The sequence below is a fragment of the Enterobacter cloacae complex sp. 309I3 genome (genome assembly GCF_050031595.1).
Lineage (GTDB): Bacteria > Pseudomonadota > Gammaproteobacteria > Enterobacterales > Enterobacteriaceae > Enterobacter > Enterobacter cloacae.
This window is the reverse complement of record NZ_JBLGWI010000001.1, coordinates 1,381,714-1,404,901: the sequence shown is the minus strand read 5'-3', so window position 1 is coordinate 1,404,901 and position 23,188 is coordinate 1,381,714. Positions and strand designations below refer to the sequence as shown.

The 23,188-nt window shown below is 56.2% G+C and carries 22 protein-coding genes; 13 read left to right on the top strand and 9 right to left on the bottom strand.

Going from position 1 to position 23,188, the window contains the following annotated elements:
• Window positions 1–7 precede the first annotated feature (7 nt).
• The 7 genes from nei to ACQG22_RS06535 all read right to left on the bottom strand — a co-directional run bounded on the left by nei (window position 8) and on the right by ACQG22_RS06535 (window position 5,749).
• Entirely contained in the window at window positions 8–799 is a 792-nt protein-coding gene (gene nei, locus ACQG22_RS06565; protein ID WP_058682128.1) for an endonuclease VIII, read from the bottom strand.
• A 19-nt stretch (window positions 800–818) separates the two neighbouring features.
• Window positions 819–1,556 carry a 5-oxoprolinase subunit PxpA gene (gene pxpA / locus ACQG22_RS06560; RefSeq protein WP_020684961.1) on the bottom strand — a complete coding sequence of 246 codons (738 nt, stop codon included), beginning with the start codon at window positions 1,554–1,556 and terminating at the stop codon, window positions 819–821.
• Entirely contained in the window at window positions 1,543–2,475 is a 933-nt protein-coding gene (pxpC, locus tag ACQG22_RS06555; RefSeq protein WP_013097548.1) for a 5-oxoprolinase subunit PxpC, read from the bottom strand. The genes pxpA and pxpC overlap by 14 nt, the downstream gene beginning before the upstream one ends.
• On the bottom strand, window positions 2,469–3,125 hold the full coding sequence (gene pxpB, locus ACQG22_RS06550; protein WP_023621133.1) for a 5-oxoprolinase subunit PxpB: 657 nt from the start codon (window positions 3,123–3,125) through the stop codon (window positions 2,469–2,471). The genes pxpC and pxpB overlap by 7 nt, the downstream gene beginning before the upstream one ends.
• 14 nt (window positions 3,126–3,139) lie before the next feature.
• On the bottom strand, window positions 3,140–3,883 hold the full coding sequence (locus tag ACQG22_RS06545; protein ID WP_023621132.1) for a type 2 GTP cyclohydrolase I: 744 nt from the start codon (window positions 3,881–3,883) through the stop codon (window positions 3,140–3,142).
• A 10-nt stretch (window positions 3,884–3,893) separates the two neighbouring features.
• Window positions 3,894–5,306: a deoxyribodipyrimidine photo-lyase gene (gene phrB / locus ACQG22_RS06540; protein ID WP_369706367.1), complete on the bottom strand. Its 1,413-nt coding sequence runs from the start codon at window positions 5,304–5,306 to the stop codon at window positions 3,894–3,896.
• Window positions 5,307–5,542: 236 nt separating this feature from the next.
• Complete coding sequence (locus ACQG22_RS06535) at window positions 5,543–5,749, bottom strand: YbfA family protein (protein WP_369706366.1); 207 nt, start codon at window positions 5,747–5,749, stop codon at window positions 5,543–5,545.
• A gap of 309 nt (window positions 5,750–6,058) precedes the next feature.
• Here ACQG22_RS06535 and kdpF point away from each other — a divergent pair, with 309 nt between their 5' ends.
• The 9 genes from kdpF (at window position 6,059) to potE (ending at window position 17,994) form a co-directional block, all read left to right on the top strand.
• Complete coding sequence (gene kdpF / locus ACQG22_RS06530) at window positions 6,059–6,148, top strand: K(+)-transporting ATPase subunit F (RefSeq protein ID WP_014069365.1); 90 nt, start codon at window positions 6,059–6,061, stop codon at window positions 6,146–6,148.
• A complete protein-coding gene (gene kdpA / locus ACQG22_RS06525) occupies window positions 6,148–7,827 on the top strand; it encodes a potassium-transporting ATPase subunit KdpA (protein ID WP_369706365.1) in 1,680 nt (559 codons plus the stop codon). Before kdpF ends, kdpA begins: the two co-directional genes overlap by 1 nt.
• 17 nt (window positions 7,828–7,844) lie before the next feature.
• Window positions 7,845–9,893, top strand: coding sequence for a potassium-transporting ATPase subunit KdpB (kdpB, locus tag ACQG22_RS06520; RefSeq protein ID WP_102751681.1), 2,049 nt, complete (start codon window positions 7,845–7,847; stop codon window positions 9,891–9,893).
• Window positions 9,894–9,905: 12 nt separating this feature from the next.
• The gene (gene kdpC / locus ACQG22_RS06515) at window positions 9,906–10,481 is read left to right on the top strand and encodes a potassium-transporting ATPase subunit KdpC (protein WP_013097555.1); all 576 of its coding nucleotides are present in this window, start codon (window positions 9,906–9,908) and stop codon (window positions 10,479–10,481) included.
• Window positions 10,482–13,169 carry a two-component system sensor histidine kinase KdpD gene (kdpD, locus tag ACQG22_RS06510; protein ID WP_102751680.1) on the top strand — a complete coding sequence of 896 codons (2,688 nt, stop codon included), beginning with the start codon at window positions 10,482–10,484 and terminating at the stop codon, window positions 13,167–13,169.
• A complete protein-coding gene (kdpE, locus tag ACQG22_RS06505; protein ID WP_040020625.1) occupies window positions 13,166–13,843 on the top strand; it encodes a two-component system response regulator KdpE in 678 nt (225 codons plus the stop codon). Before kdpD ends, kdpE begins: the two co-directional genes overlap by 4 nt.
• 279 nt (window positions 13,844–14,122) lie before the next feature.
• Window positions 14,123–14,227: a leader peptide SpeFL gene (gene speFL / locus ACQG22_RS06500; protein WP_003858645.1), complete on the top strand. Its 105-nt coding sequence runs from the start codon at window positions 14,123–14,125 to the stop codon at window positions 14,225–14,227.
• Window positions 14,228–14,485: 258 nt separating this feature from the next.
• Window positions 14,486–16,684 carry an ornithine decarboxylase SpeF gene (gene speF / locus ACQG22_RS06495; RefSeq protein ID WP_029883013.1) on the top strand — a complete coding sequence of 733 codons (2,199 nt, stop codon included), beginning with the start codon at window positions 14,486–14,488 and terminating at the stop codon, window positions 16,682–16,684.
• Window positions 16,681–17,994 (top strand): putrescine-ornithine antiporter, encoded by a 1,314-nt coding sequence (potE, locus tag ACQG22_RS06490; protein ID WP_013097559.1) that lies wholly within the window; start codon window positions 16,681–16,683, stop codon window positions 17,992–17,994. The genes speF and potE overlap by 4 nt, the downstream gene beginning before the upstream one ends.
• 103 nt (window positions 17,995–18,097) lie before the next feature.
• Here potE and pgm read toward each other — a convergent pair whose 3' ends face one another.
• Window positions 18,098–19,738, bottom strand: a complete 1,641-nt coding sequence (gene pgm / locus ACQG22_RS06485) for a phosphoglucomutase (alpha-D-glucose-1,6-bisphosphate-dependent) (RefSeq protein WP_020684950.1) — start codon at window positions 19,736–19,738, stop codon at window positions 18,098–18,100.
• Window positions 19,739–19,762: 24 nt separating this feature from the next.
• Window positions 19,763–20,311 carry a replication initiation negative regulator SeqA gene (gene seqA, locus ACQG22_RS06480; protein WP_020684949.1) on the bottom strand — a complete coding sequence of 183 codons (549 nt, stop codon included), beginning with the start codon at window positions 20,309–20,311 and terminating at the stop codon, window positions 19,763–19,765.
• Window positions 20,312–20,494: 183 nt separating this feature from the next.
• On the opposite strand from seqA, the gene ybfF reads away from it, so the two are divergent.
• From ybfF to fur, 4 genes are all read left to right on the top strand, one after another.
• Window positions 20,495–21,268 carry an esterase gene (gene ybfF / locus ACQG22_RS06475; protein WP_102751679.1) on the top strand — a complete coding sequence of 258 codons (774 nt, stop codon included), beginning with the start codon at window positions 20,495–20,497 and terminating at the stop codon, window positions 21,266–21,268.
• 128 nt (window positions 21,269–21,396) lie between these two features.
• A complete protein-coding gene (ybfE, locus tag ACQG22_RS06470; RefSeq protein WP_013097563.1) occupies window positions 21,397–21,684 on the top strand; it encodes a LexA regulated protein in 288 nt (95 codons plus the stop codon).
• Between the two features lie 155 nt (window positions 21,685–21,839).
• Entirely contained in the window at window positions 21,840–22,370 is a 531-nt protein-coding gene (gene fldA / locus ACQG22_RS06465; RefSeq protein WP_008501067.1) for a flavodoxin FldA, read from the top strand.
• A 290-nt stretch (window positions 22,371–22,660) separates the two neighbouring features.
• Window positions 22,661–23,107, top strand: coding sequence for a ferric iron uptake transcriptional regulator (gene fur / locus ACQG22_RS06460; RefSeq protein ID WP_010428651.1), 447 nt, complete (start codon window positions 22,661–22,663; stop codon window positions 23,105–23,107).
• Window positions 23,108–23,188 lie beyond the last annotated feature (81 nt).

The following is a 23,188-nucleotide window of genomic DNA, read 5'->3' as shown; positions in this document are numbered from 1 at the left end:
TTACTTTTTACCTCTGGCACCCGGGACACCAGTAAAACGGTCGTGAAGAGAGCGTTGTCTTCTCAATCACCCCACCGCACCGCTCGCACCTCTTCCCCGCCCGATGAAACACCTTAAAGCGGAATAGCGCCCCGTGATGCTTGTTGTCATCTACCACGCCGCGGGTGTTATACGATAGCCGCGGAATATCCAGCAACGCGTGAGAGAGCACTTCCAGCTGATCATCCCTCAACTGCGACGCTTTGTGCTGCGGTGCCAGCCCGACCTCCCAGAGAATTTCGACGCGAAGGTAATTGCCTAATCCGGCCAGGAACGCCTGATCGAGCAGTAGCCCGGAAAATTGCCGGTTGCGGAATTTAGGGGATAACAGGCGGGCTTTGACATCGTTCGCCGTCAGACGCATATCCAGCACGTCCGGCCCGACCCGCTGTAAGAACGGGTGCGTAAGCAGTTGCTCCGGCGTTAACATTTCGATATCAGACGCGCTATACAGCAAAATCGCTTTATCCGCGGTTTGCAGCCTGACGCGCAGCACGCGGGTGGTTTGCGGCTGCTCGTTGGCGTTAACCACCCGCCAGACGCCATAAAGCTGGTTGTGGCTGTATAACGTCAGGTTATGGGAAAAATGCGTGAGTAACGCCTTTCCCCGTGTTTCGATGTGGGTCACCGTTTGTCCCACCAGCGGTGCTTCAAACGGCTTCAGTTGAGGAAAAGCAAACCAGACGTCCGTCAGGGGTTTGCCTTTTATCGCCGCCTCGAGGCTATCCGCAGCGCGGCGGATCTCCGGGCCTTCTGGCATCTCTTTATCCTTATGATTTTCAGGCGCTGACGAGGATCCCCTGCTCTGCAAACGCCGCCCGTAAGCGGCGGGCAAACTGCAGCGCGTGCTCGCCATCACCGTGTAAGCATACCGTGTCCGCCTGAACGCTGGCCGTTGTACCTTCGACCGTTGTTACTGTTCCCTCGCGCACCATCTGAAGGGTCTGCGCCAGCGCCAGAGACTCATCGGTGATCAGCGCGTTGGGCCGGGAACGGGGAACCAGGGTTCCGTCGGGCTGATAGCCTCGGTCGGCAAACACTTCCTGGCGGGTGGTTAACCCCAGACGCTGACCGGCGCGAATCAGCTCGCTCCCCGCCAGGCCAACCAGGATCAGTTGTGGGTTGCAATCGAACACCGCCCGGGCGATAGCCTCTGCCAGCGCGGGGTCGTTCGCCGCCTGATTATAGAGCATGCCGTGCGGCTTCACGTGGCGCAGCGCGCCCTGCTGCGAACGCACTATCGCCTCGAGCGCGCCAATCTGGTAAAGCGTCTGGGCGTAGACCGTCTCGGGCGGGAGATCCATCGCCGTGCGGCCAAAATTCTCCCGGTCAGGGAAGCTCGGATGCGCCCCTATCGCAACACCATTTTTGATGGCGTTGCGCACGCTCGCCAGCATCGTTTGGGCATCACCCGCGTGAAAACCGCAGGCGATATTCACCGAGGTGACCAGGGTCATCAGTTCAGCGTCGGCGCTGCCGCCCTCGCCCAGATCGGCGTTTAAATCAATCTTTACCATCAAGCCTCCACGCCAGTTGTTCCAGATAACGCTGCTGGTCCTGCCGCGCCTTCAGCGCCTCCTCCAGGGAGCATTGCACGAAGTGAATCGGCTGTCCGAGAGGGATTTGCGCCAGATGGTAGCGATCGGCCTCAATAATGCAGGCGATACGCGGGTAACCGCCCGTGGTCTGTGCATCGTTCATCAACACAATCGGTTGACCGTTACCCGGTACCTGAATGACGCCGGGCAACAGACCGTGTGAAAGCAGCTCGCGGTCCGTCGTACGGGTCAGCGGCTGCCCCTGAAGACGATACCCCATGCGGTTACTCTGCGGGCTAATCTTCCACGGCGAGCGCCAGAAAGACTCCTGAGACACCTCATCAAATTCCTGATACTCCGGCCCCGGCAGGGCGCGGATCTGGTTTCCCCACAGGAGCTGTTTTACACCCTGCGCGGTTGAAAAGTGCCGCGTTGACGGTTTTATCGCCAGACGATCGCCATCGCGCAACAAACGTCCTTCGTGGCCGCCAATTCCGGCTTTCTGATCGGTACTGGATGAGCCCAGCACCTCCGGCACGTCAATCCCACCGGCAACGGCAAGATAACTGCGAACCCCATGCTGAGGACGCTTAAGCGTTAAACGCTGTCCGGCTTTTGCCCGCAGCCGCCAGCCGGTCCAGACCGCTTTGCCATCAAGCGTGGCATCGCACCCGGCGCCGGTTAACGCAAACCAGGTCTCCTGACTAAATTCAATGACACACTGCCCCAGCGTAATTTCGAGCGCAGCCGTATTGCCGGGATTGCCCACCAGCACGTTGGCAATCTCCAGTGCTGGTCTGTCCAGCGCGCCACAGTAGCTCACGCCAGACTGGCGCATGCCAAAGCGACCCGCATCCTGAACAGAGGTGTAAAGCCCGGCGCGAATAAGCGTTAACATACCCCCTCCTTCTGCGGAATAAAGCGAAGGGTGTCGCCAGGACGCAGGAGGACCGGCGAGTCCTGGCCCGGTTCAAATAGTGGCATAGACGTGTGTCCGATGAGCTGCCAGCCCCCCGGCGACGCCAGCGGATAAATGCCCGTCTGTTCGCCGCCAATCGCGACGGTACCCGCCGGCACGCTCAGACGCGGCTCAGCGCGACGTGGCGTATGCAGTGCCGAAGGGAGTCCGCCCAGATACGGGAAGCCCGGCTGGAATCCCAAAAACCAGACCACATAATCAACGGAGGCGTGCAGCTCAACGACCTGTTTTTCGGTTAGCCCACTGTGTTCAGCCACCACGCCAAGATCGGGTCCCCCTGTGCCCCCATACACCACCGGGATCTCAATCGTGCGGGATTCCGGCTCCAGCGCTTCGCTCTCCTCCCACCAGCGCTGTAAACGTTCAATGGCATCCAGTGCCAGCGTATGCGGATTACGCAGCACCACGGTGATGTTATTCATCCCCGGGATCGCTTCAACCACCTCCGGCACATCCACCAGACGCTGCGTTAACCGCCAGATACGCTTTTGGGTAGCAAGGGTGACGGGCGGCTCCAGCTCCAGCACCACCGCCGTTTCCCCCAGAAGATAACAACGCGCTCGCTGCACTCAGGTACCTCTCATCAGGCCGGGTTAGGGATATCAATAAAGGTGACATCCAGATCGGTATTTTCGGTCAGCCATTCGCTCAGGGCGCGAATGCCGCCGCGCTCGGTGGCGTGGTGACCTGCCGCGTAAAAATGCAGCCCCTGTTCACGGGCTGAATGGATGGTCTGCTCGGAGACTTCCCCGGTAATAAAGGCATCAACACCAAAACGCGCGGCGCTATCGATAAAGCCCTGACCGCCGCCGGTGCACCAGGCGACACGCTTCACCGTATCCGGGCCGGTATCGCCGCTCCACAGTGGACGGCGGCCCAGACGAGCTTCAATCCAGGAGGCCAGCTCAAGACCCGGTACCGGCATCGACAGCTCGCCCCACGGTACCAGCGGCTCAATTTCACCCATCACGGTGATCCCTAACAGCTGCGCGAGCTGGACGTTGTTGCCAAGCTCGGGATGAGCGTCCAGCGGCAGGTGATAGCCATAGAGGTTGATATCATTCGCCAGCAACGTTTTCAGTCGGTTGCGCTTCATGCCGCGAACGATCGGTGATTCGTTCTTCCAGAAATAGCCGTGATGGACGATGACCGCATCGGCCTCCTGACGCACGGCTTCATCCAGCAACGCCTGACTGGCGGTCACACCGGTGATAATTTTTTGCACCGTGTCGCGCCCTTCAACCTGTAACCCGTTCGGGCCGTAGTCGCTGAAGGCACTGCTGTTCAGTTTTTCGTTGATCAGACTTTCCAGTTCGGTATTTTTCATCATGACTCTCTTACGCTTTGCGGGCCGCTTCGTACGCCGCCAGCGTGGCGACGCGCGCCTGTTTATGTTCAACAATCGGACGAGGATAATTGAGCGTTACGCCCTGTTTGTCCGCCCATGCCCACGGGTCGTGGATCGCCTTAGCGGGAACCGCTTTCAGCGCAGGCAACCAGTGGCGGATAAACGTCCCGTCCGCATCAAATTTTTGTCCCTGCGTGGTGGGATTAAAAATCCGGAAGTAAGGTGCCGCATCGGTACCGGTCGAGGCCGCCCATTGCCAGCCGCCGTTATTCGCCGCGAGATCGCCATCGATCAGCTGAGAAATAAAATACCGCTCCCCGACACGCCAGTCGATAAGCAGATCTTTCACCAGGAAGCTGGCGGTAATCATCCGCAGGCGGTTATGCATCCATCCGGTTTCATTCAGCTGGCGCATCGCGGCGTCCACAATCGGGTAGCCGGTTTCACCCTTTTGCCAGGCCTGCAGCAGCATCTCGTTTTGCTGCCACTGCACATTTTCGGTCCAGCGAATGAAAGGACGATGTTTACATAATTCAGGGTGATACGTCATCAGATGACGATAGAATTCGCGCCAGATAAGCTCGTTAAGCCATACCGAGCCAGCGCCCCCCTCCAGCGCCTGGGGCTGCTCTGCCAGAAGACGGTGTAAACACTGGCGCGGAGAAAGCACGCCCAGCGCTAAACAGGCTGACAACCGGCTGGTACCTTCAATGGCGGGGAAATCCCGGCGTGCCTCGTAAGCGGCCGCCCCCGTTTTGCAGAACTGGCGCAGCTGCGCGATTGCCGCTTTTTCATCTGCCGGGAATAAAGAGTGGTCATACGCCTGTTGCGGATAGTCAAACGTCAGTTCAGGCAGGTCGTTTACACACTCCCCTCGCGCAGACGGCGCGGCAACACACTCCGGCAACGCCTCTTTCAGCCGTTTGATAAATGCATTTTTAAACGGCGTAAAGACCTTATACATCTCGCGACTGCCGGTCATCACGCTGCCCGGCGCCAGCATGACGCTGTCATCAAATCCCTGACATTCTACATTCCCGAGGATGCGCTCAAGCTCGCGATCGCGCAGCTGTTCATTGAATTCGTACTGGTAGTTGTAAAAAAGATGCGTAACGTCGTTCTGCTGACACACCTCCTGTACCGCGCTGAGCTGAGCGGTAAAATCGCTGACCTCTTTGTAAATCAACGGAATGCCTTTTTCCGCCAGCGAACGTTGCAGGGCATTCAGATGCGAACAGAGATAAGCGGCTTGTCGGGGGGCCATATCATGCTGCTGCCACTGTCCGGGAGTAGCGATAAACAGCGCCAGCACGCGGGCGTGTTCAGAGCGACAGGCCGCCGCCAGGGCGATGTTGTCATGCAGGCGCAGATCCGCGCGAAACCAAACCAGATGGGTGGGCATAAAACTCCAGGCAATTGTCCATTATGTCCGTAAGGGCATGCCGTAAAACGAAAAAGGCACGCATTGAACTACTTTGCCATGAAGTGTAGACAGGATGAAATAAGGTAGTGGCTGTTGATGACTCAGAATAAGAAGATATGCCTGAAAACCACCCAACGAACCGCGAATCAGGAGGGACAAAAAAAACCGCCACATTGCTGTAGGCGGTTTGTTTATTGCTGTGTGTAGTCTTTTTATTAGTAGAAATCACAGGTCGCTTTTTCGGCCTGATCCATCCATACCGGCTTCTCGCTGGTTTTTGCCCAGACGCGGTGCAGATAGCTGTAAAAACGTGCGCGATCTTTCCAGAACAACATCACCGGCAGGGCCAGCACGCCAGCCACTACGGCGAAAGCGCGACGCATGAACACGATATAAGCCGGATACTCTTTATAAAGATCCATATTTTTCTCCCCTGTAGTTGGCCGGAAACTGACTCCGGAAAATTCAAAAACTGTGACCTGGCTAAAATAATATCGCTTTGTTTGTAATTTTACTACTCATCCGACCACTTATTTTTAGCCGTTTAGCCAAAATTTACATTCACACCGTAATTAAGTTACAAAAAAGTTAACGATTTACTTATCAATAGTTAAATTGTGGGCTTTGCCATTTTTATACTTTTTTTACACCCCTCGTCCTGATTTTTGCGAAATCTTTGCGCCATAAATCCTACCGTTAGCACAAATACAAATGTCACCCGGAGGTGGATTGTGAGTGCAGGCCTTATTGCCGGCATCGTGCTGGTATTCCTGTTATTGGGTTATCTGGTTTATGCCCTGATTAATGCGGAGGCATTCTGATGGCTGCTCAGGCGTTTTTGCTTATTGCCAGTTTTTTAGGGGTGTTGTTCCTGCTGGCAAGACCGCTGGGAACAGTGCTGGCAAGGATGATTAACAACGTGGCGCTGCCGGTGGCAGGTCGCGTTGAAAAAGGGATCTGGCGCGTTCTGGGCATTCGGGAGGGGGAAATGAACTGGCGCCAGTATCTGCTGGCGATCCTGCTGCTGAATATTGTCGGCCTCATCGTCCTCTTCAGCATGCTGATGCTGCAGGGGAGCTTACCGCTCAATCCGCAGCAGCTGCCGGGTCTGTCCTGGCATCTGGCGCTGAACACGGCAGTCAGCTTTGTCACTAACACCAACTGGCAGTCCTATGCCGGGGAAACCACGCTGAGCTACTTTAGCCAGATGGCCGGGTTAACCGTGCAAAACTTCCTCTCTGCTGCCACCGGTATTGCGGTGATCTTCGCGCTCACGCGTGCCTTTGCGCGTCAAAATATCAGCACGCTGGGCAACGCATGGGTCGATCTGACACGCATCACGCTGTGGATACTGCTCCCTGCTGCCCTCATTATCGCGCTGTTCTTTATTCAGCAAGGTACCCTGCAAAACCTGCTGCCTTACGCGCCGTATACCTCTCTGGAAGGGGCAAAACAGCTTTTGCCTATGGGGCCGGTGGCCTCGCAGGAAGCCATTAAGATGCTCGGGACTAACGGCGGTGGCTTCTTCAACGCCAACTCGTCGCATCCGTTTGAAAACCCAACAGCGCTGACCAACTTTGTCGAAATGCTGGCGATCTTCCTGATCCCCGCCGCGCTCTGTTTTGCCTTTGGCGATGTGGTCAACGACCGCCGTCAGGGACGCACCCTTCTGTGGACCATGTCTTTGATCTTCGTGGTCTGCGTCGCGCTGGTGATGTGGGCGGAATGGAAAGGTAATCCGCATTTCCTGACGCTGGGCGCTGACAGCGCGATCAACATGGAAGGGAAAGAGAGTCGCTTTGGCATCCTGTCCAGCAGTTTGTTTGCCGTGGTCACCACCGCAGCCTCGTGCGGGGCGGTTAACGCCATGCATGACTCCTTTACGGCGCTGGGTGGCATGATCCCAATGTGGCTGATGCAGATTGGCGAAGTGGTGTTTGGCGGCGTGGGCTCTGGTCTTTACGGCATGCTGCTGTTTGTGCTGCTGGCGGTGTTTATCGCCGGTCTGATGATTGGCCGTACCCCGGAATACCTGGGCAAAAAAATCGACGTCCGGGAGATGAAATTAACCGCGCTGGCCATTCTGGTCACGCCTGCCCTCGTGCTGCTCGGCACCGCGCTGGCACTGATGACCGAAGCCGGGCGCAGCGGCATCTTTAACCCGGGTATCCATGGCTTTAGTGAAGTGCTCTACGCCGTCTCGTCTGCGGCGAACAACAACGGCAGCGCCTTTGCAGGCTTAAGCGCCAACTCGCCTTTCTGGAACTGTCTGCTGGCATTCTGCATGTTTGTCGGCCGCTTCGGCGTGATTGTGCCGGTGATGGCCATCGCCGGATCGCTGGTGAATAAAAAAATCCAACCGACCACCACCGGTACATTACCGACACACGGTGCGCTGTTTATTGGCCTGCTGACCGGCACCGTGTTGCTGGTAGGCGCCCTGACCTTTATCCCCGCCCTCGCGTTAGGCCCGGTCGCGGAAACCCTCTCTTTACGCTGATTTTGCGGAGAATTGTCATGAGTCGTAAACAACTGGCCCTGTTCGAACCGTCGTTAGTTCGTCAGGCCCTCATGGATGCGGTGAAAAAGCTGAGCCCGCGCGTACAGTGGCACAACCCGGTGATGTTTATCGTCTGGGCAGGCAGCGTGCTGACTACCGTCCTGGCGCTTGCCATGGGAACGGGTCACCTCCCGGGCAACGCGATGTTCACCGGAGCCATCAGCCTGTGGCTGTGGTTTACCGTGCTGTTTGCCAACTTTGCCGAGGCGCTGGCGGAAGGCCGCAGTAAAGCGCAGGCCAACAGCCTGAAAGGGGTAAAAAAGACCGCCTTCGCACGTAAATTACGTGAGCCAAAATACGGCGCGCAGATGGACCACGTGCCGGCAGATGAGCTGCGTAAAGGCGATGTAGTGCTGGTGGAAGCCGGTGACATCATCCCCTGTGATGGCGAAGTCATGGAAGGGGGCGCCTCGGTAGACGAGAGCGCCATTACCGGGGAATCTGCGCCGGTCATTCGTGAATCTGGCGGTGACTTCGCCTCGGTCACGGGCGGGACGCGTATTCTCTCCGACTGGCTGGTGATCCAGTGCAGCGTCAACCCGGGTGAAACCTTCCTCGACCGGATGATCGCCATGGTAGAAGGCGCGCAGCGTCGTAAAACACCCAACGAAATTGCCCTCACCATTCTGCTGGTGGCGCTGACCATCGTCTTCCTGCTGGCTACCGCCACGCTGTGGCCCTTCTCCAGCTACGCGGGCACCGCGGTCAGCATCACCGTGCTGGTGGCGCTGCTGGTCTGCCTGATCCCAACCACCATCGGCGGCCTGCTCTCCGCTATTGGTGTGGCGGGTATGAGCCGCATGCTGGGCGCGAACGTTATCGCCACCAGCGGACGCGCCGTAGAGGCCGCCGGTGACGTGGATGTGCTGCTGCTGGATAAAACCGGGACCATCACCCTCGGCAACCGCCAGGCCTCCGAGTTTTTACCTGCCCCGGGCGTGGATGAAAAAACGCTGGCCGATGCCGCCCAGCTCTCGTCTCTTGCCGATGAAACGCCGGAAGGCCGCAGCATCGTTATTCTGGCGAAACAGCGCTTTAATCTGCGCCAGCGTGATGTGCAGAGCCTGCACGCCACTTTTGTCCCCTTCACGGCACAAACCCGAATGAGCGGTATCAACATTCAGGAGCGCATGATCCGTAAAGGTTCCGTTGATGCCATTCGTCGCCACATTGAAGCCAACAACGGCCATTTTCCACCGGAAGTGGACAATCTGGTTGAGAGCGTTGCCCGCCAGGGGGCCACACCGCTGGTCGTAGCCGAAGGGGCGAATGTGCTGGGGGTGATTGCGCTGAAGGACATCGTCAAAGGCGGCATTAAAGAGCGTTTCGCCCAGTTGCGTAAAATGGGGATTAAAACGGTGATGATCACCGGGGATAACCGGCTGACTGCCGCCGCGATTGCCGCAGAAGCGGGCGTGGATGATTTCCTCTCGGAAGCCACACCGGAAGCCAAGCTGGCGTTGATCCGTCAGTACCAGGCGGAAGGTCGTCTGGTCGCGATGACCGGTGACGGTACCAACGACGCCCCTGCCCTCGCACAGGCCGACGTGGCGGTGGCGATGAACTCCGGTACCCAGGCGGCAAAAGAGGCGGGCAACATGGTCGACCTTGACTCTAACCCGACCAAGCTGATTGAAGTGGTGCATATCGGTAAACAGATGCTGATGACGCGCGGGTCATTGACCACGTTCAGTATCGCCAATGACGTGGCGAAGTATTTCGCCATTATTCCCGCGGCGTTCGCGGCCACCTATCCGCAGCTAAACGCGCTGAACGTGATGCATCTGCACTCCCCGTCTTCGGCCATTCTCAGTGCGGTGATTTTCAACGCCCTGATTATTGTCTTCCTGATCCCGCTGGCGCTGAAAGGGGTGAGCTATAAACCGCTGACGGCTGCTGCCATGCTGCGCCGTAACCTGTGGATTTACGGGCTGGGCGGGCTGCTGGTGCCCTTTATCGGGATTAAAGCTATCGACCTGCTGTTAACGCTGTTCGGGCTGGTTTAAAAGGTGAATCAAATGACGATGTTACGTCCCGCTATACTTCTGTTTATTCTGCTGTCTCTCATTACCGGTGGGCTTTACCCGCTGCTGACCACCGCGCTGGGCCAGTGGTGGTTCAAGGATCAGGCCAATGGCTCTCTGATCATACAGCAGGGTGAAAACCGCGGCTCCCGCCTGATTGGTCAAAACTTTACGGATGCCCGGTACTTTCAGGGACGCCCTTCCGCTACCGCCGATAGCCCGTATAATCCGATGGCATCCGGCGGGAGCAACCTGGCGGGCAGTAATCCTGAACTGGACAAAGCCATCGCTGAGCGTGTGGCGGCCCTGCGCAGCGCCAACCCGCAGGCCAGCCGGGAGATTCCAGTGGAACTGGTGACCGCCTCCGCCAGTGGGCTGGACTACAGCCTGACGCCTGAAGCGGTGGCCTGGCAGATACCGCGCGTCGCCGCGGCCCGTCATCTGAGCGTCGAGCAGGTCAGCCAGCTGGTGGCAGCGCACACGCAAAAGCCGCTGGTCAGTTTCATTGGCATGCCGGTAGTAAATATTGTTGAGCTGAATCTGGCGCTGGACGCGCTAAGGAATAACTAAATGACCGACGAGCCCTTGCGCCCGGATCCTGACAGGCTGCTGGAACAGACAGCTGAAGCCCATCGCGGCAAGCTGAAAATTTTCTTCGGTGCCTGCGCGGGCGTCGGGAAAACCTTCGCCATGCTGACAGAAGCTCAGCGGCTTCGGGCTCAGGGGCTCGATATTCTGATCGGCGTGGTGGAAACCCACGGCCGTAAAGAGACCGCGGCGTTGTTAAAGGGGCTGACCACGCAGCCTCCTCGCCGTATCAGCCATCGTGGCAGGCTGGTGACGGAGTTTGATCTCGACGCCGCCCTCGCCCGCCGCCCCGCCCTTATTCTGATGGACGAACTGGCGCACAGCAATGCGCCAGGCTCGCGTCACCCCAAACGCTGGCAGGACGTAGAAGAGCTACTTGAAGCCGGGATTGACGTCTTCACCACGGTGAATGTTCAGCATCTTGAAAGCCTGAACGACGTGGTCAGCGGCGTGACCGGCATTCAGGTGCGCGAAACGGTGCCGGATCCGTTCTTTGACTCCGCTGATGAAGTGGTGCTGGTGGATCTGCCGCCAGACGATCTGCGCCAGCGCCTGCATGAAGGGAAAGTCTATATTGCAGGCCAGGCCGAACGCGCCATCGAACACTTCTTTCGTAAAGGCAACCTGATCGCCCTGCGCGAACTGGCCCTGCGCCGCACCGCCGATCGCGTGGATGACCAGATGCGTGCCTGGCGCGATCTGCAAGGACAGGAACGCGTCTGGCATACGCGGGATGCCATCCTGCTGTGCATTGGTCACGGTAGCGGCAATGAAAAGCTTGTCCGTACCGCCGCCCGGCTGGCTGCGAAATTTGGCAGCGTCTGGCACGCGGTGTATGTCGAAACACCGCAGCTTCACGCCCTGCCAGAAAACCAGCGTCGCGCGATCCTGAGTTCGCTGCGCCTGGCGCAGGAGCTGGGGGCGGAAACCGCGACCCTCTCCGATCCGCAGGAAGATAAAGCCATTCTGCGCTACGCGCGTGAGCACAACCTGGGCAAAATTGTCATTGGCCGTCGCCAGCACCGGCGCTGGTTTAGCCGCGAATCGTTTGCCGACAAACTGGCCCGGCGTGCGCCCGACCTGGATCTGGTGGTCGTGGCGCTGGACGACAAACCCACGCCGTTACCCAACCGTGCGCCAGACAGCCGCACGTTCACCGATAAATGGCGCATCCAGCTTCGCGGTTGCCTTATCGCCGTCGTGCTTTGCGCCCTGATTACCTTTATTGCCAGCCAGTGGCTGATTGCGTTTGATGCCGCCAACCTGGTGATGATCTACCTGCTCGGCGTGGTGGTGGTGGCGCTCTTTTACGGGCGCTGGCCATCAGTCCTGGCAACGGTGATTAACGTCATCAGCTTCGATCTCTTCTTTATCGACCCGCGCGGAACGCTTGCCGTCTCGGATGTACAGTACGTCCTCACGTTTGCCGTCATGCTCACCGTCGGGCTGGTGATCGGGAATCTGACAGCAGGCGTTCGCTATCAGGCGCGTATCGCCCGCTATCGCGAACAGCGCACCCGACATTTATACGAGATGTCTAAATCGCTGGCGGTAGGCCGCACGCCGCTGGATATCGTCCAGACCAGCGAGCAGTTTATCCGCTCGACATTTAACGCCAGCAACCTGATTTTACTCCCGGATGAGCACGGTAAGCTGCGCCCGCTGACGTCGGCCACGGGCATGACGCCGTGGGATGAGGCCATTGCACGCTGGAGCTTCGATAAAGGGTTACCGGCAGGCGCAGGGACAGACACCCTCCCCGGCGTGCCGTATCAGATCCTGCCGCTGCGCAGCGCGGATAAAAATCAGGGGCTGGTCATCGTCGAGCCTTCTAATCTGCGCCAGCTGATGATCCCCGAGCAGCAGAGGCTGCTCGAGACCTTTACGTTGCTGGTTGCCAGCGCCCTGGAGCGGCTGGCGCTGACGGCCAGCGAAGAACAGGCCCGGCTGGCAAGCGAGCGCGAAAGCATTCGCAACTCGCTGCTGGCGGCGCTCTCACACGATCTTCGCACGCCTCTCACCGTGCTGTTTGGCCAGTCGGAAATTCTGACCCTGGATCTGGCGGCTGAAGGTTCAAAACACGCCCTGCAGGCCAGCGAGATCCGCCAGCACGTGCTGAACACCACGCGGCTGGTGAATAACCTGCTCGATATGGCGCGGATACAGTCTGGCGGGTTCAACCTCAAAAAAGAGTGGCTCACGCTTGAGGAAGTGGTAGGAAGTGCGCTGAAAATGCTGGAGCCCGGTCTCGGCGGACGGCATATCGCCCTGAACATGCCCGATCCCCTGACATTAATTCACGTTGATGGCCCGCTGTTTGAGCGGGTGTTAATTAATCTGCTGGAAAATGCGGGTAAATATGCCGGAGCACACGCGCAAATTGGGGTGAATGCTTCGGTGGAAGATCACACCCTGCGGCTCGACGTCTGGGACACCGGGCCCGGTATTCCTGCCGGGCAGGAAAAAGCGATATTCGAAAAATTCTCACGGGGCAATAAAGAGTCTGCCATTCCGGGGGTTGGGCTGGGTCTGGCGATCTGCCAGGCCATTATTGACGTCCATGGCGGCACCATTTCGGCGGAGAACCGCCCGGAAGGAGGTGCACGTTTTTGTGTTACACTTCCTCTGGACACCCCGCCAGAACTTGATGAATTACCAGAGGATTTGTGATCAACGTCCTGATTGTAGAAGATGAACTCGCCATTAGCCGGTTTCTGCGCGCTGCGCTGGAAGGTGACGGTCTGCGCGTTCATGATGCCGGTACGCTCCAGCGCGGGTTGATTGAAGCCGCTACCCGCAAGCCGGACCTGGTGATCCTCGATCTCGGTTTGCCGGATGGCGACGGTATCGATTTTATTCGCGAGGTGCGCCAGTGGAGCCAGATGCCCATTCTGGTGCTCTCCGCACGCACCGAAGAGTCAGATAAAATCGCCGCGCTGGATGCCGGGGCGGACGACTATCTTATTAAACCTTTTGGGATTGGTGAGTTACAGGCTCGCCTTCGTGTGGCGCTGCGTCGCCACGGTGCCGCCACGCCTGCCGACCCAACGTACACTTTCGGTGATGTGCAGGTCGATCTCGCTTCGCGACGTATTGTGCGCGGTGAAGAGGAGATCCATCTCACGCCGATAGAGTTCCGCCTGCTTGCGGTTTTGCTTAACAACCACGGTAAGGTGCTGACCCAACGTCAGCTGCTGGCTCAGGTGTGGGGACCCAACGCCGTGGAACATAGTCACTATTTACGCATATATATGGGCCACCTGCGCCAGAAACTTGAAACCGACCCCGCACGTCCTCGCCATTTATTAACTGAAACCGGTATCGGTTATCGGTTTATGCTTTGAATAACTATTCAATTTTATTTCCAATAAAAACAAACTCGCCCACATAATTCCGTTTAAATAAGCCACAAGCGACAATTTTGGCTTATTTTCGCTCATTCAAAACACAAACAACACAACCCGTTAACGCACCATCAACAAACCAGTGTTTTGATCTGCGATATTCATCTAAAACGAATAATTATTTCTGATTTGATCGGTTAAGGGTGATCTGATTCACAGTTAATCGCTTTTTCCTGGATAAAATGACCATGCTTTCAATTACTGAAAGGAAAATGAAACATGGAAAACAATAATCGCTTGATGCCCCATATAAGGCGGACAACACATATCATGATGTTTGCCCACCGAAACTGCTTTGACTTCCATCTCTTTAATGCCCGGTAGTCCTTCGACTTCTGGCGCACCCGCTTGCAGGTTAACCTGAAAAAACTCTATTTTACAGGCCGTTGCCTGTGAAGGCGTGCGTTCATTCAATTTAATTCAGACTTATCCGCAGCCGGGCGGACTGAATCTCATTCATTAAAAAGCAACTTACTGATTTTTTTTATCAGCGGCCACACTTTGCTTTTTTTTCCGGACATTATCGATTTCTTTCTAGCGAGAAATCGAGGGACGAATATTGCCTTAAATAAAGAGAGAAAGATGAAAAGTTTAAAAATTGCAGCCAGCCGTGCATGCCCTGATTGCTTTACCACTCACCGTGAACTGGTAGATGTCAGCACCTCTGATTATATTGACGTGGCCGCCATTGTTCTGGCCGTGAGCGATATTTCCAGTGGCACTCTGGAAGAAATAGAAGCTACCGGGTTTGGTATTCCCGTATTTATTGCGACACATAAAGAAGAGTTCATTCCGGCTGAATATTTATCGCGCATCCACGGTGTGTTTGAGTGTTCAGAGACCAGTAACGACTTTTACGGACGTCAACTGGAAGCGGCCGCGCAGAAGTACGAAACCCAGCTACGCCCCCCGTTTTTCCGCGCACTGGTCGACTACGTGAATCAGGGCAACAGCGCATTCGATTGTCCGGGGCATCAGGGTGGGCAATTTTTCCGCCGTCATCCTGCCGGTAATCAATTTGTCGATTTCTTCGGCGAAACGCTTTTCCGCTCCGATCTGTGCAACGCCGACGTGGCCATGGGGGATCTGCTGATTCATGAAGGCGCGCCGTGCATTGCCCAGCAACACGCGGCGAAAGTGTTTAATGCGGATAAAACCTACTTTGTGCTGAACGGTACCTCATCATCCAACAAAGTGGTGCTAAACGCCCTGCTCACCCCCGGCGACCTGGTGCTGTTCGATCGTAATAACCATAAATCCAACCACCACGGAGCCCTGCTTCAGGCGGGTGCCACGCCGGTCTATCTGGAAACTGCGCGCAACCCGTACGGCTTTATTGGTGGGATTGATGCCCACTGTTTTGAGGAGAGCTACCTGCGCGAGCTGGTATCGGAAGTGGCGCCGGGTCGCGCGCGTGACGAACGTCCGTTCCGTCTGGCGGTGATCCAGCTGGGCACCTACGATGGCACCATTTATAACGCCCGCCAGGTCGTCGATAAAATTGGTCACCTGTGCGACTACATCCTGTTCGATTCTGCCTGGGTGGGCTACGAGCAATTTATTCCGATGATGGCCGACTGCTCTCCGCTGCTGCTGGAGCTGAACGAAAACGATCCGGGGATCCTGGTTACGCAGTCAGTGCATAAACAGCAGGCGGGTTTTTCGCAGACCTCGCAAATTCACAAGAAAGACCGCCATATTAAAGGCCAACCGCGCTATGTCCCGCACAAGCGCCTGAATAACGCCTTTATGATGCACGCCTCCACCAGCCCGTTCTACCCCCTGTTTGCCGCACTGGATATCAACGCCCGCATGCACGAGGGGCAGAGTGGCCGCAATATGTGGATGGACTGCGTGGTTACCGGCATTGAAGCACGCAAGCTGATCCTGGAGAACTGCCAGTTTATTCGCCCGTTCGTGCCGGAGCTGGTAGATGGCCGTCCGTGGGAAAGCTGGGACACGGCTGAAATTGCCACCGACCTGCGCTTCTTCCACTTTGTGCCGGGTGAAAACTGGCACGCTTTTGAAGGGTATGCCGAGCATCAATACTTTATCGACCCGTGCAAACTGCTGTTGACCACGCCGGGCATCAACGCCCGTACCGGCGAGTATGAGGATTTCGGCGTGCCCGCCACCATCCTGGCTAACTTCCTGCGTGAAAACAGCATCGTGCCGGAGAAATGCGATCTCAACTCGATCCTGTTCCTGCTGACCCCTGCGGAAGATATGGGCAAGCTGCAGCAGCTGGTGGCACAGTTGGTTCGTTTCGAAAAACTGCTTCAGACCGATGCGCCATTAAAAGAGGTGCTTCCGTCTATCTGTAAGCAATACCCGGAACGCTACGCCGGTTATACCCTGCGCCAGATATGCCAGGAGATGCATGAACTGTACGCCCGCCATAACGTGAAACAGCTGCAAAAAGAGATGTTCCGCAAGTCTCACTTCCCTCGCGTGATGATGAACCCGCAGGACGCAAACTATGCGTATCTGCGTGGTGAGGTTGAACTGGTCTCGCTGCGTGATGCGGAAGGCCGTATTGCCGCCGAAGGCGCCCTGCCTTACCCACCAGGCGTGCTGTGCGTGGTTCCGGGTGAAGTCTGGGGAGGCTCCGTCCTGCGCTACTTTGCCGCGCTGGAGGAGGGTATCAATCTTTTACCGGGCTTCGCACCGGAACTGCAGGGTGTGTACGTCGAGGAGTGTGACGGACGCAAACAGGTTCGCTGTAACGTCATCAAACAACCCGCCGCTCAGCCCGCGCTGCTGAAAGGAGAAAAATTATGAGTAAGTCCAACAAGATGGGCGTGGTGCAGCTGACCATCCTCACCATGGTCAACATGATGGGGTCAGGGATTATTATGCTGCCCACCAAACTTGCCGAGGTGGGTACCATTTCGATTATCTCCTGGCTGGTAACCGCGGTCGGCTCCATGGCGCTGGCATGGGCATTTGCCAAATGCGGAATGTTCAGCCGTAAGTCAGGCGGGATGGGCGGCTACGCCGAATACGCCTTCGGCAAATCTGGCAACTTTATGGCTAACTACACCTATGGCGTGTCGCTGCTGATCGCCAACGTGGCGATTGCCATCTCCGCCGTGGGTTACGGTACGGAGCTGTTTGGTGCCACGCTCAGCCCGGTGCAAATTGGGCTGGCGACCATCGGCGTACTGTGGATCTGCACCGTGGCCAACTTTGGCGGCGCGCGCATCACCGGCCAGCTGAGTAGCATCACCGTCTGGGGCGTGATTATCCCGGTTGTGGGGCTGTGCATCATCGGCTGGTTCTGGTTCAGTCCGACCCTGTACGCGAACTCCTGGAACCCGCACCATGTGCCGTTCTTTTCCGCTGTGGGGTCCTCTATCGCCATGACGTTATGGGCCTTCCTCGGTCTGGAATCTGCCTGTGCTAATGCGGAAGTGGTAGAGAACCCGGAAAAGAACGTCCCGATTGCCGTTCTTGGCGGAACGTTGGGCGCGGCGGTGATCTATATCGTCTCCACTAACGTTATTGCCGGTATCGTACCGAACATGGATTTGGCTAACTCCACGGCGCCGTTTGGGCTGGCCTTCGCGCAGATGTTCACCCCGGAAGTCGGGAAAGTGATCATGGGGCTGATGGTCATGTCCTGTTGCGGTTCACTCCTCGGCTGGCAGTTCACCATTGCGCAGGTGTTTAAATCTTCGGCTGACGAAGGTTACTTCCCGAAAATCTTCTCCCGCGTGACCAAAGCCGATGCGCCGGTGCAGGGCATGCTGGCCATTGTCATCTTCCAGAGCGGATTGTCGCTGATGACCATTAGCCCGTCGCTGAACAGCCAGTTCAACGTGCTGGTCAACCTGGCGGTGGTGACAAATATCATTCCATATATTCTGTCGATGGCGGCGCTGGTGATCATTCAGAAGGTGGCGAAAGTCGATCCCCGTAAAGCACGGGCGGCCAATATTGTGGCACTGATTGGGGCGATTTACAGCTTCTATGCGCTCTACTCATCCGGCCAGGAGGCGATGCTTTATGGTGCGATGGTGACCTTTATGGGCTGGACGCTGTACGGGCTGGTCTCACCGCGGTTTGAATTGAAGAATAAACATAGTTAGGTAAAAGCAAAACGGCAACCCAAGGGTTGCCGTTTTTCGTGTTTTCACCCTCTCCCTGTGGGAGAGGGCCGGGGTGAGGGCATCAGCCCGCACCAAACACCACTTACGCGTTTTTCAGCACTTCGCTGACAATCTCTACCGCTTCTTTCTCAATCTGCTGGCGATGCTCAGCGCCGAGGAAGCTTTCACAATAGATTTTGTACGCATCTTCCGTACCGGATGGACGCGCGGCGAACCAGCCATTTTCGGTCATCACCTTCAGCCCCCCGATAGAGGCACCGTTACCCGGCGCTGCCGTCAGACGGGCCGTGATGGGATCACCGGCCAGCGTGCTGGCACTGACCATCTCCGGAGAGAGTTTAGACAGGGCTGCTTTCTGTGCGGAGGTCGCGCTTGCCTGGATACGGTTGTAGCTCGGTGCACCAAAGCGCGCCGCCAGCTCGTCGTAGTGTTCCTGCGGGTTCTTGCCGGTGACCGCGGTGATCTCCGCCGCCAGCAGACACATGATGATACCGTCTTTGTCGGTTGACCATGGTGTGCCGTCGAAACGCAGGAAGGATGCCCCCGCGCTCTCTTCACCACCAAAGCCGAAGCTGCCGTCATGCAGACCGTCAACAAACCATTTAAAGCCCACCGGCACTTCCACCAGCTTGCGACCCAGCGCGTCGACCACGCGGTCGATCATCGCAGAAGAGACCAGCGTTTTACCCACAGCCACCTCTTTGCCCCACTGTGGACGATGCTGGAACAGGTAGTTGATTGCCACAGCCAGGTAGTGGTTTGGGTTCATCAGCCCGGCCGGGGTAACGATACCGTGGCGGTCATAATCCGGGTCGTTGGCGAAGGCCAGATCGAATTTGTCACGCAGTGCCAGCAGGCCTGCCATCGCGCACTCAGAGGAGCAGTCCATACGGATCGCGCCGTCTTTATCAAGGTGCATAAAGCGGAAGGTCTGATCGACGTGATCGTTAACGATGGTCAGATCCAGCTTGTAATGCTCTGCAATGCGTTTCCAGTATTCAATACCGGAGCCGCCCAGCGGATCCACACCCAGCTTCAGGCCGGCTTTCTGGATAGCCGCCATATCGACGATATCCGCCAGCCCTTCCACGAACGGCTGCACCAGATCCTGCTCTTTCACGTGGCCGGACGCCATGGCCGCATCCAGAGAAATACGCTTAACGCCTTTTAGACCATCGGCCATTAAGGCGTTGGCGCGGTCTTCCACCACTTTGGTGACGTTGGTATCTGCCGGGCCACCGTTAGGTGGGTTGTATTTGATACCACCGTCTTCCGGCGGGTTGTGAGAAGGCGTGATAACGATACCGTCAGCCTGTGGGCCACCTTTTTTGTTGTGCACAAGGATAGCGTTAGAGACGGCAGGCGTTGGGGTGAAACCGTTATTTTCCTGCACAATTACATCAACGCCGTTCGCCGCCAGAACTTCCAGCACGGAAATGAATGCCGGTTCAGACAGGGCGTGAGTATCTTTCCCCACGTAGCACGGACCGGTAACACCATTTTTGGCGCGCTCTTCCGCGATGGCCTGAGCAATGGCCAGAATGTGCGGTTCGTTAAAGCTATGGCGTGCCGCGCTACCGCGATGGCCTGATGTCCCAAACTTCACTGCGTGTTCTGCGTTGCCCACGACCGGTTTCAGCACATAATACTGCGCGGTCAGCTGAGCGACGTTAATCAAATCGCTTTGTTGTGCAGGTTGGCCTGCACGGCTGTGATTTGCCATTACCGGGTCCTTCTGATGCAAGGGTTAAATTGTACCGCAAACCTTTTCAATCAATTCCGCCGGGAACTGCATGGACTGCATGATGTGTTCAACCATGCTGCACTTGCGGCCCGTATTGGTATTGGTGATGACCCAGTACGGTGTGCCAGGGACATGTTTAGGTTTGGTCTGGTTGCCATTTTGCAGCAGCGTCTGCTCGTCGCCCGCGAAATAGACGCGCGTGCGACCGTGCAGCGACTCAGTCGCTTCAGCAAACGCCTTGTTATCCAGTGAATAAAGTGTAGACAGCACCAGCATGAAGCGGTTGACCGCTTTTTTCTGCTCTGCATATTCATCAGACAGCAGCAGCTCGCGCATCGCACGTACTTTGTCTTTCACCTGCACGACGGCAGGTTTTGCTTGTGCAACAACACTCGGCTGAGACACGACATCTTTAGTGGCTGGGGTAGCAGACGGTGAGGCGGCGGAAATTTTAAGCATACGCCGTAAAATGTCGGACGCGCTCTCCCCGATATGCCGCGTTTGGCTGGCAATAAACTGATAGAGTTCGTCATCAACTTCGATTGTTTTCATCTTAATCCAGTGCGATATCTTATCTGAATACAAGTCGTTGAGATTATAAAGTCAAATCCCAACAGCGGATAGCGTCAAACCAGGTTGGCGGCAAAAGTCAGATTAAACTGGAACCTTGCAGCCGGGCGGCAGAATGGTCAACATAATACCCTAACCTGTCACACCTAAAAAAAGAACTTTGCCATGAAATTGAATACCCGAGCGCAATCTGCACAATCGCCGAACACGAATCCTCCCATCGTACTGGTTCACGGGCTGTTTGGCAGCCTGGATAACCTGGGCGTGCTGGCGCGCGATCTGGTTACCGATCACGATATTTTGCAGGTGGATATGCGAAATCATGGCCTTTCCGGGCGTTCAGAAGAGATGACCTATGCGGCCATGGCGCAGGATCTGCTGGATACGCTGGATGCCAACACTCTCGAGAAAGTGACGTTGATCGGGCATTCAATGGGCGGCAAAGCGGTCATGGCACTGACGGCTCTGGCACCAGAAAGAATAAGTGGCCTGGTGGTCATAGATGTCGCCCCGGTGGATTACCACGTCCGTCGCCATGATGAGATTTTCGCCGCCATCAACGCGGTGACCAACGCTGGCGTCTCGACGCGCCAACAGGCAGCCGTCGTTATGCGTGAGCATCTGGATGAAGAAGGGGTTATCCAGTTTCTGCTGAAATCGTTCGTTGACGGCCAGTGGCGGTTCAACGTGCCGGTGCTGTGGGAGCAGTACGATAACATCGTTGGTTGGGAAACCGTACCGGCATGGCCGCACCCTACCCTCTTCATTCGTGGCGGCAATTCGCCCTACGTTACCGACGCCTGTCGCGATACCCTGCTGGCGCAATTCCCGCAGGCACGCGCTCATGTCATAGCTGGCGCCGGACATTGGGTTCATGCGGAAAAACCAGACGCCGTCTTACGCGCCATTCGCCGCTATCTGACTGATACGGCAAATTGATTAAAAAGAGAGCGACTGGAAGGCTGCGGGCTTCCAGTCGTTGGCGTGCCGTTTTTGGTGATGTATGATGGCGCGCTTATCGCCCAGGCATTAGCAGGGCGGCGTGTTTCCCCCGAAGTCTCAGAATCATGGCCAAAGAACAAACGGACCGTACGACACTAGATCTGTTCGCGAATGAGCGTCGACCGGGACGACCAAAAACGAATCCGCTTTCGCGCGACGAACAGCTGCGTATTAATAAACGCAACCAGCTTAAACGCGATAAAAATCGTGGGCTTAAGCGTGTCGAACTGAAGCTCAACGCCGACGCTGTCGATGCGCTAAACGAACTGGCTGACGCACGTAATATCAGCCGCAGCGAGCTGATCGAAGAGATGTTACTCACCCAACTCGAGACCATGCGCAGTAAGGCATAAGTCCGAAAAATCCCTTTATTACCCTTTTCATGTAGCACAGAGTGCAGTCCTGCGCGATAGCTGTTTCCGCAGGGTTGCCTGTTCTGCTATTATTGCCTTTATCCGTGGACAAATTGCGCCACCATACCATTAAGTATCAAGAGGTTATTTTACTCATGGCAATTATCGGCATTTTCTTCGGCAGTGATACCGGCAATACCGAAAATATCGCAAAAAACATTCAGAAACAGCTCGGTAAAGACGTTGCCGATGTGCACGACATCGCCAAGAGCAGCAAAGAAGATCTCGAAGGCTATGACATCCTGCTGCTGGGTATTCCGACCTGGTATTACGGTGAAGCCCAGTGTGACTGGGATGATTTCTTCCCAACGCTGGAAGAGGTGGATTTCAACGGCAAGCTGGTTGCCCTGTTTGGCTGCGGCGACCAGGAAGACTATGCAGAGTACTTCTGTGATGCGCTGGGCACCATCCGCGACATTATTGAGCCAAACGGTGCCGTTATTGTAGGTCACTGGCCTACCGCTGGTTACCACTTCGAAGCGTCTAAAGGTCTGGCAGACGACGATCACTTCGTGGGTCTGGCGATTGACGAAGATCGTCAGCCAGAACTGACCGCCGAGCGCGTTGAAAAATGGGTTAAGCAGATCCGTGAAGAGCTGCACCTGGACGATATTCTCAACGCCTGATGATGCTTGCGGCGCAACGGTGGTTGCGCCCATAAACCAGGTCAAACCGATTAAATTAATTGCTACAATCTTTTAACTTTTTCGCCCAGACCTGTACAATGACCCCCTGATAAAACGTGGCTTTCACAATGCAAGTTTGTTGGTGATACCACGTTTTTATAAGCATACTTTACCTGAGACTTGCAGTTTTCATTTAGCCATGGCAGTTCTATAATGAGACGCATTATCCCGGGTGCAATTTCTGTCACTTCCTACAGAAGTGAATCGTTTAGCAACAGGACAGATTCCGCATGACTGACAACAATACCGCATTAAAGAAGGCTGGCCTGAAAGTTACGCTTCCTCGGTTAAAAATCCTTGAAGTGCTTCAGGGTCCAGACAATCACCATGTCAGTGCGGAAGACCTTTATAAGCGTCTTATCGACATGGGCGAAGAGATTGGGCTGGCAACCGTCTATCGTGTGCTGAACCAGTTTGATGACGCGGGCATTGTCACCCGTCATAATTTCGAAGGCGGTAAATCTGTATTCGAACTGACTCAACAGCATCACCACGATCACCTGATCTGCCTGGATTGCGGCAAGGTCATTGAATTCAGCGATGATTCCATTGAATCTCGCCAGCGTGAAATCGCCGCACGTCACGGTATCCGCCTGACGAACCACAGCCTGTACCTGTATGGTCATTGCGCTGAAGGCGATTGCCGCGAAGACGATCACGCGCACGACGCGAAATAAACACGTTTCATACTCTGAGCCAGCCGCAAGGTTGGCTTTTTTTTGCCTGCGGTCTGGCAAAAAAAAAGCCCGGCAGCGCAG